The organism is Glutamicibacter sp. GQ173, assembly GCF_059759215.1.
Genome location: NZ_JCAXDT010000009.1, coordinates 35392 through 49571, shown reverse-complemented (window position 1 = coordinate 49571; position 14180 = coordinate 35392). Strand labels below are relative to the sequence as shown.

Annotated in this window: 9 protein-coding genes; 3 read left to right on the top strand and 6 right to left on the bottom strand. The window is 58.8% G+C overall.

Going from position 1 to position 14180, the window contains the following annotated elements; all coding sequences use genetic code 11:
- Positions 1-11: 11 nt before the first annotated feature.
- From AC6CHO_RS14430 to AC6CHO_RS14410, 5 genes are all read right to left on the bottom strand, one after another.
- Entirely contained in the window at positions 12-1244 is a 1233-nt protein-coding gene (locus AC6CHO_RS14430; RefSeq protein WP_498215961.1) for a serine hydrolase domain-containing protein, read from the bottom strand.
- On the bottom strand, positions 1234-2859 hold the full coding sequence (locus tag AC6CHO_RS14425) for a biotin carboxylase (RefSeq protein WP_498215959.1): 1626 nt from the start codon (positions 2857-2859) through the stop codon (positions 1234-1236). Before AC6CHO_RS14425 ends, AC6CHO_RS14430 begins: the two co-directional genes overlap by 11 nt.
- A gap of 217 nt (positions 2860-3076) precedes the next feature.
- Positions 3077-4480, bottom strand: coding sequence for an NAD-dependent epimerase/dehydratase family protein (locus tag AC6CHO_RS14420; protein ID WP_498215957.1), 1404 nt, complete (start codon positions 4478-4480; stop codon positions 3077-3079).
- 163 nt (positions 4481-4643) lie between these two features.
- Positions 4644-6149 (bottom strand): sodium/proline symporter PutP, encoded by a 1506-nt coding sequence (putP, locus tag AC6CHO_RS14415; RefSeq protein WP_498215955.1) that lies wholly within the window; start codon positions 6147-6149, stop codon positions 4644-4646.
- 134 nt (positions 6150-6283) lie between these two features.
- Positions 6284-7246: a LysR family transcriptional regulator gene (locus tag AC6CHO_RS14410; protein WP_498215953.1), complete on the bottom strand. Its 963-nt coding sequence runs from the start codon at positions 7244-7246 to the stop codon at positions 6284-6286.
- Between the two features lie 225 nt (positions 7247-7471).
- On the opposite strand from AC6CHO_RS14410, the gene AC6CHO_RS14405 reads away from it, so the two are divergent.
- Positions 7472-10990 (top strand): proline dehydrogenase family protein, encoded by a 3519-nt coding sequence (locus AC6CHO_RS14405; RefSeq protein WP_498215951.1) that lies wholly within the window; start codon positions 7472-7474, stop codon positions 10988-10990.
- 73 nt (positions 10991-11063) lie between these two features.
- Here AC6CHO_RS14405 and AC6CHO_RS14400 read toward each other — a convergent pair whose 3' ends face one another.
- A complete protein-coding gene (locus tag AC6CHO_RS14400) occupies positions 11064-11663 on the bottom strand; it encodes a hypothetical protein (RefSeq protein WP_498215949.1) in 600 nt (199 codons plus the stop codon).
- Between the two features lie 94 nt (positions 11664-11757).
- On the opposite strand from AC6CHO_RS14400, the gene AC6CHO_RS14395 reads away from it, so the two are divergent.
- Complete coding sequence (locus AC6CHO_RS14395) at positions 11758-12666, top strand: LysR substrate-binding domain-containing protein (RefSeq protein WP_498215947.1); 909 nt, start codon at positions 11758-11760, stop codon at positions 12664-12666.
- 167 nt (positions 12667-12833) lie between these two features.
- Positions 12834-14177, top strand: coding sequence for an MFS transporter (locus AC6CHO_RS14390; RefSeq protein ID WP_498215945.1), 1344 nt, complete (start codon positions 12834-12836; stop codon positions 14175-14177).
- Positions 14178-14180 lie beyond the last annotated feature (3 nt).

The following is a 14180-nucleotide window of genomic DNA, read 5'->3' as shown; positions in this document are numbered from 1 at the left end:
GGATTGAGCCGTTATTGTTGGGCAGCCAAATGATTTGAGACTGCTTCAAAAGCCCTGATGGTAGGGAAGAGCTTGGACGCATCCTGCGGCAAGGGCCAGCTCGACAGCTTCACGGCCACCAATTTCGTTGCCGGATCCATATAGATCATCTGGCCATGGATTCCCAAGGCCACCGCGGCATTGGTGGCAGGGTTGGGAAACCAGATCTGGTTGCGATATCGGCCGCCAGGCATCATGTTGTCGGTGGGGGATTGGGCAAAGGCCTGCATCTGCAACGGGTCCACAGCGAAGGTGTCGGCCAGCCAGTTTTCGGAAACGACCTGTTTTCCGGTCAAGGCCCTGCCGCCGTTGACGTACATATGCCCGAAGCGCGCGAGGTCCCGAAGAGTGGCATTAAAACCGCCATCGAACATTCCGGTTCCGAATTGGTCCACGCCCATGACCAGGTCCTGCTGTGCACCAATTTTTGACCAGATGCTCTCCGCGAGCAGTTCCTGCATCGGCGCACCACCAGCAGATTCCAGTACCCAGCCCAGAACATCAGTTTCACAAGAGCGATACTCGAAAGCGCCACCGTGAGCCGACTTGGCCTGCAAGGTCCGCAAGAATTCGTACATGCCAATGGGGCCGACAGTTCCGTGGTCGGGTGCCCAGCCGATGGCCTCTTCGAGCAACCGGACTTCCGCGCCCGGGTCCAGGTACTCTTCAGAGAATTTGATGCCCGAGCGCATATCCAGAATGTCGCGCACCCGTGCTCCGGCATAGCCGCTGGTAGCCAGCGCTGGCACGTAGGTGGTGACTTCCTGCTCGGGATCCAGGCGCCCCGCATCAATCAGCGCTCCTGCCAAGGTGCCGACCAGGGTTTTGCTCACGGACATCAGCAAATGATCGGTCAGCGAGGTCATGGTGTTGTAGTACTTTTCCCAGAGAATCCTGCCATTGTGCATGATCAGCACCGCGTCGGTGTTGGTCGCGTGCATCACCCCGCGCACGGTCAGCGCCGGGTCGGTAATGCTGGCCTTGGCTACTTCCAGCTTTCCCATTTTTTCTTCGGCTAAATGCAGTTTCACAATCGGCCCGTCGCCGCGGGAGACCTTCACGGTGGGGTGGATGCGGGCAATGTTCTGGAAGGAGCGCTTGATGTTCTGCGGGTACTGCCAGGTGGCAATGTTCAGCGCAGTGCTGGAGCTGCCGGAGGTGTTGGCCGACTGTGGTGCGGCGGCATCGGTGGCCTCAGTTGCCATGCTCTGCCGTTGGAACGTCAATGCCCTTGTACTGGGAGCGGATCGAGGCGATGAAGTGCTTGGCATCAATGCTGAGCTTGGTTTTCTTCTTGCCTTCGTACTGAAGTTTGGCCTTGGTGACCAGGACCCCAAGGTCGGCCCCTTTCCAGCGATAGTCTTCTACGCCGTAAATGCGCAGGAAGAATGCTTCTTTATGCGATTGGAGCTGGTGCCAGTCCAGCGCAGCGCGGGAGAACTGCAGCTTGCCTCGTGAATCAAGGAAGTACTTTCCCGTGCGCGGTGCATGGGTAATGTACTGGAGAATGTCATCGGTTTCCTTGATGATCATGTGGCTCCAGATATCGGCCCCGCTCATCTCCTCCCAGCGTGCGTTGATCTCATCAACATCCAAGTCGAATTCGACATCCAAGAATTCAAGGAGGTGGAAGAGGAACAGCGGGACATCCGCGTAGGCGCCAGCAGTGACGTTGGTAATGGCGCTGGCACCGGAGATTCGCGGGTTCAGCTCACCGAGGTATACCTCGTCCGTATCGGTGTCAACGAGGACATCAACCTCGAAAAATCCGCGGTAGCCCGCGCTTTGCAAGCCGTTGCCCACCTTGCGGACCAGATCGATGGTGCGCGAGCGCTGCGAATCGGTGAGCACATCGGGGTGCATCTCGTTGCCGCACCAGCCACCCTTGTACGGGGTCAATTCCTTGTAGCCGGCGAGTTCGGTCAGGATCGGCCCCACCACGGTGCCGCAGCCAGTGAGCACTGCTTCCACAGCAACCGGCTGGTTGTTAATCCGTTTCATGACCTTCAGCTCTTCGCCGATGATGTTCTTGGAGTGCTGCTTCCACTGCTGCTTGGAATCAATGAAGAACGTGGTCTTGCCCGAGTCGCCATATGGGGTTTGAACTACCAGGTCATCGCCGAGTCCGGCTTCATCGGCCAACTCCATGAGCTCTTCATAGCTGGATGCTGTGCCCAGGACGTTGGGAACCGAAGGAGCACCTGCGGCGTTGCCAAGCTTGGTGGTGACAATCTTTGAATCCAGTTCCTCGCGCAGGGCGGCTGAAGGCAGGATCAGGTCGTATCCGAGTTCTTCGCAGATCGCTTCGGTGTCCTCGTCGAAGAACACCATGGCGATCTTGGGGCGTGGCCCGCCGGGGGTGCACTGGGAGTCGATGTATTCGCGTACCTCGGGGTTTTCCAGCAGCCAGTTGTTGATTTCCTCAGCGCTTTGGAATTCGATGTAGGGCTTCTCAGCTGGTGTGAAGACCCGGGGATGGTGGCCATCCCAACCGTCGTAGTAGGTGATGTAGCTGAATTTGCGGACCCACCGGTCCAGTCCCAGCAGATTGACCGGGGTAGCACCGAGGAAAAAAATCGGAGTCTTGTTGGTGCGGAAGAAATGGCGCACTTCGCTCATGTTCTTAAGCTTGCGTTCAAAGGGCAGGACCCTGGAGGAGATCTCCTCAGGCAATTCCTGATTGTAGGCGGCATCAACAGCGACGTTGGCGCTCAGATGATCTGTAGCGGTGCGCGCCTTATGGCGCAGTTTGTCCAAATCGCTTGGCTTGGGCATGCGGGGACGAGAAGCCGGGGCGTGGGCTTCAAGGATATTGGCCATGATGTGTTGCTGTCCTTTGAAACTGTCTGAAGGAGGGGCGATGGCACGAGAGAATGCGTGACAGTTTCATGCTCAAGTCCCATCGTGAGCAACAGTGGCTTTTGCGGTGAACGCGCGGTGAACATTGGCCCCGGATCTTCGTCTTTGACCTATGACTAGGAGAAAGATAAAAATACGGGGCCAATAAGCAGGCAACGTTACCGACTATTTCGAGAGTCTAGCCAGCGATGGTGGCAGCGAAATCCGTTTCCTGGAATTCAAATCCCGCCTTGTCCAGAACCTCGCTGGTGACCTTTCGCCCGGTCAATGCGACGCGCGCATTCGAACCCATGACGGCCGCGCCGATCTTGGGCAGTACCGAGCCGGTGGGCAGCCCCGGCAGTCCTGCGACTGAACGCAGTGCAGCCATGACCTGGGCATTGCGCAAGGGCACGGGGCTGGTTCCATGAACCAAACCTGCGGGAATCTGCGGTGATTCAATTCCGAGCATGCAACGAATCAGGCGCAGCCAATCCTGCAAGCCGATCCAGCTGAACCACTGCTGGCCATTGCCCATGGGGCCGCCCAAGCCGGTATTGACCAGCATGTTCAGCGGCCCGAGCAAGGGGGCATCCGGGTGCATTACCAGGGAGGTGCGCAGGATGTAACGTTGGGCGGCGTTCACCTCGGCCTCATTAAAGGCTTGCTCCCAGGCCGAGGCGACGCCGGTCATTTCCGGAAGCGCTCGGTGGTCGCTGGGGATGGGGCTGGACTCGGTCAGCTCGGCTTCACCGGCATCGCCAAAGATCGCTGTGGTGCTCGACTGGATCCAGGTGGCCAGCGTTGGTGCTGCCGCTGCGGCCTGCGCCAAGGTCTGTGTGGAGGTCACGCGTGAATCGGTGAGGGCCGCTATATTCTGTGGAGTATTGCGCTTGTCCACACGCTCGCCAGCCAAGTTGATCAGATGAACCGGGAGATCGCTGCGCAGCACACCGGTCCATGGTCCTTGATGCACGCCATCCCAGATGAATTGCTCGGCAGGGAAATCGGTCTCGACTTTGCGGGTGAGGACAGCCACCGACATTCCCCGGCAGACAAGGTCGGCAGCGAGGTTGCGGCCAAGGAATCCGCGGCCGCCGGAAATGACAATCTGGGCATCGCGCTTGCGGTGCGCGGTCGGAGCCACGATCTTGTACAGGCGTGCTGCGGCAACAGCGAAGTCCTTGCACAGGGCATTGGCCACGGTGAATTTAAAGGCTGCGGTGCCCGGGCCGGAGAGGCGAACGGTGAAGTGCACCAGGCAGCCGTTTTCATGATCGTCAACTTGCCAGCGCAGGGCCATTTCGCCTGCCGGCTGCGGCTGGGTGAACTCGACCATTCGGGTTTGATGATTTCGCCGGGTGATGGTTCCGGACGGTGCGGTGCTCCGGTGCAGGGGGCCAAACAGCTTGCCAGGTGGCAGGAGATCTACCTTTGTGCCAACTCCACGCTGGTCGTCATGGACGACAAAGCCCTCGAAGCTTTTCATCCACAGGCCGGTTTGGGACAGGTTGCCGACGATGGAGTAGACAGCTTTGGGATCTGCGGCCAGGAACTGGGTTTCGGTGCGCTGCCAGTGGGTGAATTTATTCTGGGTGCTCATCGTGAAAGTTCCTTCCAGCTCGGGACATCGGGCATAGCTCAAGGCTACTGCGCCCGGGACGGTTATGCAGGTGCGACATCAAGGCCCGTGGGGTATGAAAAAAGCTTCCCGCAGCTGCGCACCATTGCGGGTTGCAGCTGCGGGAAGCTTGATCAGTGGATTCCTAGGCAGTGACCTTCGAACCGACTTCCTTTTCCATCTCGGTGAATTCCGCATCGATGGTCGGGTTTGGCCGGAAGGTGGCTCGGGAGACCAGCCAGGCGACCAGCAGGGCAACGATGAAACCAGGAACGATTTCATACATGGCCGAAGACAGCGGCTTGATGTTTCCCCAAATGAAGACCACAACGGCACCGGAAACCATGCCGGCGAATCCGCCAACAGCAGTCAGCTTGCGCCAGTACAGCGACAACAGGACGATCGGGCCGAAGGCGGCGCCGAAGCCTGCCCAGGCGAAGGACACGAGCTCCAAGATGGAGGAGTTCGGGTTCAGCGCCAGTACTGCGGCAACGATAGCCACGAGCAGCACGCCGGAACGTCCAAGGTTGACCAGTGCCTTCGGCGAAGCCTTGCGGCCGGTGATGTTGTACAGGTCTTCTACCAGTGCCGAAGAGCAAACGATCAGCTGCGATGACATGGTGGACATGATCGCTGCCAAAACAGCGGCGAGCACCAGGCCGGCAATCAGCGGGTGGAAGAAGGTCTGGCTCAGCAGCAAGAAGACGGTTTCGCTGCTGGACTTGTCCAGCGGCTTCTCGACGAAGTACGCGACTCCAATGAATGCGGTAAGAATGGCGCCCAAGGTAGTCAGGAGCATCCAGCCAACGCCGATGCGGCGGGCAGTTTTTGCCTCGCCTGGGGTGCGCAAGGCCATGAAGCGCACGATGATGTGTGGCTGGCCGAAGTAGCCCAGGCCCCACGCGGCGGTGGAGAAGATGGCGACTGCCGCCAGGATTGCGCTGTTGTCGTTGAACGACGAGAACAGGTTGAAAGCATCCGGGTTCATGGTGGTGATCTTGGTGCTGATATCTCCGATGCTGCCCATGTTGATCACGGCAACAATTGGCACGGCGATCAATGCAACGAGCATCAGGACGCCCTGGACCATGTCGGTCAGCGATGCGCCGAGGAAGCCGCCAAAGAGGGTGTAGAGCAAGGTAATGAAGGCGACGAAGAACATGCCCGAGAGGTAGGGCCAGCCGAAGGATGCGTCGAAGAACTTGCCAGCAGCCACCATGCCCGAAGAGACATAGAACGTGAAGAACACCAGAATGATCACGGCAGAACCGATGCGCAGCAAGTGCGCCTTGTCCTTCAGCCGCTTCTCGAAGAAGCTGGGAATGGTGATCGCGTTCTCGGAGATGGCGGTGTAGGAACGTAGTCGCGGAGCGACATACTTCCAGTTCAGCCACGCACCAATGAGCAGGCCGATGGCGATCCATGCCTCATGCAGGCCGCCAAGGTAGATGGCGCCGGGAAGGCCCATGAGCAGCCAGCCGGACATGTCGGAGGCGCCGGCAGAGAGCGCGGCAACCCAGGGTTTCAGGCCGCGGTCGGCCAGCATGTAGTCGTCGATATTGTTGGTTCGGCGATACGCCACATAGCCGATGCCAAGCATGGCGGCCATGTAGATCGCAATCGCAATCATCTGGAAAGTCTGGTCGGACATAGTTCCTCATTACCGTTGCTGTCCCGGATCGCTGGGGTGATCCAGGACGCGGATTCAAGTGGTGCGAGTCACCACTATGACACGAATTGCGCAGTTTGTCGCAAGTGCCGAAAATTTCAGGATGGTTTGTTTTCCTAATCGACCGTATCGAAGTCTTTGGGTGTAGCCAAAATTACGGAGTCGTCTGCATCACTCATTCCCGGCTGTGCGTGCAGCATGTTACGCACCGCCTGAATCCCCGGTGACTTGGTCGAAGAATGACGCATTGCCGTGAAGATGGTGCGCGCCGGGGCGCCGGGCAAATCTACGGTGCGCAAGGCGCTGTGATTCGAGCGCAGCACCAGATCCGGGAGCATCGCCACGGCATTTCCGGTCTGGACCAGTTCCACGTGGGCCTGGAGATCGGCGGTTTCGTAGCGCAGGTCCGGTTCGAAGCCCGCCAGCCGGCAAGCCTGCAGGGCCCAATGCCGGCTGGCAGCCCCATCTGGTTCCACCACCCAGGGCAAGGTGGCGGCGTGTTCCAGCAGGGTGACCCGGTCGAAATCGTCATTGCCTGCCGCTCCCCGCGCCGGTAGGGCCAGGCGGATGGGATCGTGGGTGAGCATGCGGCGGTCAAGGCTGGCGTAGTGCGGGGCCGAATGGCCTGAATATTGTTCGGCAACCACCAGATCAAAGCTGCGGCTGCTCGTTTCCTGCAGCGCGTCGGCCGGTTCCTGCTGGCTCATTTCCACCCGGAGTTCCGGGTATTTTTCGCGCAATTCCCGCAAGACCGGCGGCATCAGGGCGAGCATCGCGGTCTGGAAGACGGCCAGCCTCACGGTGCCGGCAACCGTGGACATGGTGCCAGCCAAATCGGCTTCGGCCTGCTCCATGGCTTCGAGCAGGGTTTCGGTGTGGGCGACCAGCAGCTGGGCCTGGGCGGTGAGCTTCAGGGTGCGCCCGGTGCGGCGTAGCAAGGGCACCCCGGCTTCTGCTTCCAGCTGGCTCAGCTGCTGGGAAACCGAGGAGGGGGAGTACCTCAGCGAGTCGGCAACTTCGGCAATGGTTCCGCGGATGCTGAGCTCTCGGAGTAGCCGCAATCGTCGCAATTCAAGCACCGGTTTTCCGCCGTTCTATTGGGTTGGATGTGATGTGTCTCAATACATTAGCAAACCCGAACAAATATCTTCGGTTTTGTTCGCTTTTGCTTAACGCAAGTTGGGGTCATACTCGAATTTGCACACAGCTTTTTTCCGCGGGGATCACCGTGCAGAAAGCCATAACGACATTAGCGTTCGGTGCCGAACCCAGACTGAACAACTTTGCATCGAAGGGACCAATAAGTGTCTTCAATCTCCACCCAGCACACCGTGCCGGCAGCAGTTGATGCTGCGGGCAACCCGCTTACCTCTCCGGCAGATGTCGCCGAAGATGTCATCGCGTTGGTGCGCCGCTGGCTCACCGAGGCTTCCAGCTATCCTGTTGATGCCGCGGCAGCCCGACTGGCCGGTGTGCTCAAGGATCCCAACGGCTTGGACTTCACCGTGGGATTTGTTGACGGAGTCATCCGTCCAGAAGACCTGCGCGTTGCCGCCGCCAACCTCAAGCAGCTGGCCCCGAAGGTTCCAAGCTTCCTTCCGTGGTACATGCGCAAGGCTGTGGGCCTCGGCGGCGTCATGGCACCGGTTCTGCCGCAAGTTGTCGTCCCGATCGCGCGCAAGGTCTTGCGCGAGATGGTGGGCCACCTGATCATCGACGCCTCCGAAGCGAAGCTCGGCGGCGCGATCAAGAAGATCAAGCGCGAAGGCGTCAACCTGAACGTCAACCTCCTGGGCGAGGCCATCCTCGGCGAGGGCGAAGCCGCCCGCCGCTTGGAAGGCACCACCACGCTGCTGGCCCGCGACGACGTGGACTACGTCTCCATCAAGGTGTCCTCCACCGTGGCCCCGCACAACCACTGGGCTTTCGATGAGGCAGTAGAGCACATTGTTGAGAAGCTCAGCCCGCTCTACGAGCTGGCCGCAAGCAGCCCCAAGAAGAAGTTCATCAACCTGGACATGGAAGAGTACAAGGACCTGGAGCTGACCATTGCGGTCTTCACCCAGATCCTCTCCAAGCCCGAGTTCAAGGATTTGCCGGCCGGCATTGTTCTGCAGGCCTACCTTCCTGATGCGCTGTCCGCCATGAGCGAATTGCAGGAGTTCACCGCAGCCCGCGTGGCCGACGGCGGCGCGCCGATCAAGGTCCGCGTGGTCAAGGGCGCAAACCTGCCAATGGAGACCATGGAAGCCGACATCCACGGCTGGCCGCTGGCTACCTGGCACAGCAAGCAGGACTCGGACACCAGCTACAAGTCCGTGCTGGAATATGCCCTGCGCCCCGAGCATGTGAAGAACGTGCGCATCGGCGTCGCCGGACACAACCTCTTCGACGTGGCGCTGGCCTGGCTGCTGGCCAAGGCCCGCAACGTCACCGACGGCATCGAATTCGAAATGCTTCTGGGCATGGCCACCGGCCAGGCCGAAGCAGTGCGCCGCGAAGTCGGCTCGCTATTGCTGTACACCCCAGTGGTGCACCCGCAGGAATTCGATGTGGCTATCGCCTACCTGATCCGCCGCCTGGAAGAAGGCGCCAGCCAGGACAACTTCATGTCCGCCGTCTTCGAGCTGTCCAAGAACGAGCAGCTCTTCGAACGCGAGAAGAACCGTTTCCTCGCTTCCCTCGAAGCGCTGACCAACAAGGTCCCTGCCCCGCACCGCATCCAGAACCGCCAGGTCCAGGATCCAGAACTTGCGGCCCGCATTGAGGGATTCGCCGATGGCTCCACGGAATTCTTCAACACCCCGGACACCGACCCGGACCTGATGCAGAACCGCACCTGGGGACGCGAGATCCTGGCCAAGATGGAAGCCTCGGCACTGGGCAAGGACCTGGTGAAGGCCAACACCATCAACGCCGCCGGCGAACTGGATGAAGCCATCGCCATGGGCGTGGATGCTTCCCAGGCGTGGCAGGCGATGGGCTCGGCGCAGCGCGCAGAGATCCTGCACCGCGCCGGACTGCTCTTCGAGGAACGCCGCGCCACCCTCTTGGAAGTCCTGGGTTCCGAATGCGGAAAGACCATCGACCAGGGAGACGTGGAAATCTCCGAGGCCATCGACTTCGCCCACTACTACTCGCAGCTGGGCCGCGAACTCGATGAGGTCGACGGCGCAAAGTACGTTCCATCGAAGCTGACCGTGGTCACCCCGCCATGGAACTTCCCGATGGCCATCCCGGCCGGTTCCACCCTCTCGGCTTTGGCCGCAGGCTCGGCCGTGATCATCAAGCCGGCAACCCAGGCTGCTCGCGTCGGATCGGTCATGGTGCAGTGCCTCTGGGATGCAGGTGTTCCCAAGGATGTTCTGCAGCTGGTATTCGTGGGCGATCGCACCCTGGGCCAGCAGCTGGTCTCCGATGAGCGTGTTGACCGGTTGATCCTCACCGGTGGCTACGAAACTGCTGAGCTCTTCCGCTCCTTCCGCAAGGATCTGCCGCTGCTGGCCGAGACGTCGGGCAAGAACGCCATCATCGTCACCCCGCACGCCGACCTTGATCTGGCAGCCCGCGACGTTGTGCAGTCAGCCTTCGGCCACGCCGGCCAGAAGTGCTCGGCCGCCTCGCTGGTCGTCCTGGTAGGCACCGTGGCCGACTCGCGCCGCTTCAACAACCAGCTGATCGATGCGGTGAAGTCGCTGAAGGTCGGCTACCCATGGAATCCCGAATCCCAGATGGGCCCATTGATTGGCGAGCCAGGCGAAAAGCTCAAGCGCGGCTTGACCACCCTGGGTGAGGGCGAGCGCTGGGCTATCGAGCCGAAGCAGCTCGACGATTCGGGCAAGCTCTACTCGCCAGGCGTGCGCTACGGCGTGCAGCGTGGCAGCGAATACCACAAGACCGAATACTTCGGTCCGATCTTGGGCGTGATGACAGCTGCGACGCTGGAAGAAGCAGTAGAAATCGTCAACGAGGTGGACTACGGACTGACCTCGGGCCTGCACTCGCTGGACCGCGGCGAAATGGCCTACTGGCTGGATAACATCCAGGCTGGCAACATCTACGTCAACCGCGGCATCACCGGAGCGATCGTTCAGCGTCAGCCATTTGGCGGCTGGAAGAAGTCGGCCATTGGCGCTGGCACCAAGGCCGGCGGCCCGAACTACCTGATTGGCATGGGCAGCTGGGTTGATGCACCGGTCAAGGACACTGCAGCTCTGTCTCGTTTCGACGAGCGGTTGCTGGGTGCAGCGCAGCTTGATGAATCGCAGGCGCAGTGGCTGACCTCGGCCCTGGGCAGCGACAAGTTCTGGTGGAACACCGAGTTCAACCAGGCCAAGGACCGTTCGGGACTGATCTCGGAGCGAAACGTCTTCCGCTACTGCTCGGTGGATGTCACTGTCCGCTTCGAGCAGGAGACCAGTGGCCATGGCTTGGCTGAGGCTTTGCGCGTGGTGGCTGCCGGTGTGACCGCTGGTTCGCGTGTCCGCTTGTCCCTGGATGCTGAACTTCCACGTGAACTTCGCACCTTGCTGGCCGAGAACTCGGTCACCGTGGTCCGCGAAAGCGCCGACCAGTTCGCAGCCCACGCAGCCAAGCTGGCTGCGAAGACCGGCCCGGACTCGGCCGCTCGCATCCGCTTGATTGGCGGATCGGTGAAGGCCGTCGCCGAAGCCACCGATGGCAAGCCGGATGTTGCCATCTACGCTTCGCCGGTGACCGCTGCCGGTCGTGTGGAGTTGCTGCCGTTCCTGCACGAGCAGGCAGTGTCCATCACCGCCCACCGCTTTGGTACTCCTAACCACCTGAGCGACGGACTGGTCTAGTCTCCATCTAAAGCAAATGCAGCCAGCATTCCTTATATAAGGAATGCTGGCTGCATTTGTGTTCTCTGGGGAACTAGTTCTTGGATTTCTTGTATTTGCGGAGCAGGAAGTCTGCCACAGCGGATAAAAGTGCAGGAATAATGTAACGGCCCAATGTTGCCAGGACAAAGGCAGGCAGCGAGCCGTGCTCCGAGGCAATGGCGGCCTGTGCAACAAAACCCATGCCGATGGCCGAAACAAGGCCGGTGACCCACCCGGCGAGTGAACGCGAACGCAAAACAAGCCAGCCGGCCAAGGACATGACCGGCAGCAACAGGCCCCAGACCATGAAGTAGCCGGAGTACTGGCCGGTGAAGTCCAGTGCCGACACCATGAACCAGTCGCCATATTCGACGGAGTCAATCACCGGCAGTTTCAGCACGACGTCCAGGATCTGCGCGAGCAGCACCAAAGCCATGGCAAAGATCTTGGTGTCCCTGCTTCCGGGCAGGAACCACAGGCTGGCGATAGCGAGGCAGCGGGTGGCCCACAGCGCCACAATGATCAGCAGGCTTCCGCCGGTGATGTAATGGGCGGTTGCCAACATGGTGGAGCCTGCGATGCAGACGATCAAAAGCAGCCATACGCCGATCAACCGGGCGGGCAATTGCAAGAGGGGTTTTTCTTCGCTCACTGGGTCAAGTCTAGTAATAGTGGCTGTGTGCCCGCTTGGTTGGGTATTTTGGCCTATTCAAAGGGGGCGAATCGGTAGCTGGATAGAATAGAGCATGGCTCGCGCATTCACATTGGTACAGCTCCGTTATTTCATTGAAATCGCCAGACTTGAAAACATGCGGGCTGCCGCAAGCGCGCTGAACGTATCGCAATCCACGCTTTCTTCTTCTCTGAGCCAGTTGGAGCATGATTTAGGCGCGCAGCTATTCCTTCGATTGCCGAACCGCGCGTTGAAGCTGTCGGAAGATGGCAAGCGGCTGGTGGCAAGAGCAAGGATCCTCCTAGAGGATGCCGAAACCCTTCAAACATCGTTGAGCGGTACCGATGACCAAGTTGGAGGCAAGCTGCGGGTCGGCATTTTTGCGCCTCTCGCCCCGTTCATCGCACCGAGGCTGCTGAGCAATTTCCGAGAACGGTATCCCAAAATTGAACTGCAATTTGTAGAAGGCGAACAGCAGCAGATTCTCGAGGCTTTGGGCAAAGGCGAATGCGAAATAGCGTTGATGTACGACTTGGGTGTGAGCGCGGAGTTTTCGATGGAATCCGTAGAACGATTGGGTGCGCACATCATCGTCGCAGAGAATCACCGCCTAGCTCAGCGCAAGGAACCAATTTCATTCTCCGAGCTTGTTGACGAGCCGCTGGTGCTGCTTGATCAGGCGCATTCACGAGAGTACTTTCTGAAACTCTTTTCGTCACTTGATCTGGAACCGAACGTTGCCTATTGGGTATCAGGGTACGAAACAGTGAGATCCTATGTGGCCATGGGGTTGGGCTATTCCATTCTGAATAGAAGGATGTCGCACAACCTGACTTACACAGGTTTCTCGGTAGTGCCATTGCCCATTGCAGATCCAGTAGTCCCGATTTCCGTGGTGGTCGCTCATGTCAAGGAAATGCCAATAACGCGCAAGGCAAGGGTATTTGCCGAGCTTGCCCGCGAAATCTTGAACGACAGATAAATTCTAATCGTTTTTATCGATCAACCTAATAAGAGATTTGCGTTGGACGGATAAGCGCCTGATCGCAGAAAGTGGACTACTAAGAGAACGGGCGAAACGTCTGCCCCCTTCACTGAGTAGTACCTTCCTGAAGTGTTCACGTCACTAATTCCGAAAAAGGAAATCTCATGACCGTGAGTAATACCGAATCGAAAACCGTCGAGTCTCTGCAAGAGACGAAAATGAAGCGTCGGGTGCTCGCCGGGGGTAGCGTCGGCCAGTTCATCGAGTTTTACGACTTCACGCTGTACGGTTTGTCAGCGGTAACGCTGTCAGCCCTCTTCTTTCCGTCACAGAATACCCTTGCTGGCCTATTGGCCACTTTCGCGACTTTTGGAGTTGCTTTCTTCGTCCGTCCACTTGGTGGACTCTTCTTCGGAGTACTCGGCGACAAAGTCGGACGTCGCAAAGTCCTCTTCATTACCCTGTTGACTATCGGCCTAGCCACGTTTAGCATCGGCTTGCTCCCTACCTTCGGCCAGATCGGTGTGCTGGCACCGATACTGCTCGTACTCTGCAGGCTCATCCAGGGGTTCTCAGCAGGCGGCGAATCTGTCGGCGCACCAGCATTTGTTTTCGAACATGCTCCGGTTAACCGCAGGGGCTTCTGGCTCAACATCACTTTGGCGGCAACCGCGTTGCCGTCAGTGGTTGGAGGCACACTGATCCTGGTGCTCTCCAGCACTATGGACAGCGAGAATTTCCAGGAATATGGATGGCGCATCCCATTCCTGCTGGCTTTGCCACTGGCAATGTTCGGATTGTGGATCAGAGCTAAGACCGAAGAATCCGAAGCGTTCCAAGAGGTGCTCAAAAAGAGCGAGCACAAGGAATACAGCCCTTTGCAGCAGACCTTCGCGGAAAACAAGCTGCGCATGCTCCAGGTTATTTTCGTCATGGCACTGACGGCCATGGGCTTTTACTTCCTTTCAGGTTATTTCGTTTCCTATGTACAAGTGACCGGCAACCTCAGTCTAGAGAAGTCTCTGGCAGCTAATGCTTTGGCCATGGCAAGCTATGCGGTGCTCCTGCCGATCGGCGGCCGCTTGGGTGATCGTTTCGGACGCAAGCCCATGCTGATCGCTGGTTCAGCTGCCTTGCTATTACTCAGTGTTCCTTGCTTCATGCTGGTCACCAGTGGTTCCCTTGGCTTGGCCATTCTTGGACAACTTATCTTCGTCGTTCCAATGTGCATTTACGGTGGCGGTTGCTACACCTTCTTCGTCGAAATCTTCACCACGAAGACGCGCTACACGTCGTCGGCCATTAGCTACAACGTCGCATACGCCATTTTTGGTGGCACTGCTCCGTTCGTGGGCACCTGGCTGGTATCGGCAACTGGAATTTCGATGTTCCCGGGTTTCTACATGGCTGCAGCAGCCTTGATCGTTCTGTGCCTGCTGGTATTTACCCCGGTACCGGAAACGCATCCCTTGCACGGTGCCAAAGTATCGCTGAAGACGACCAACTAAATT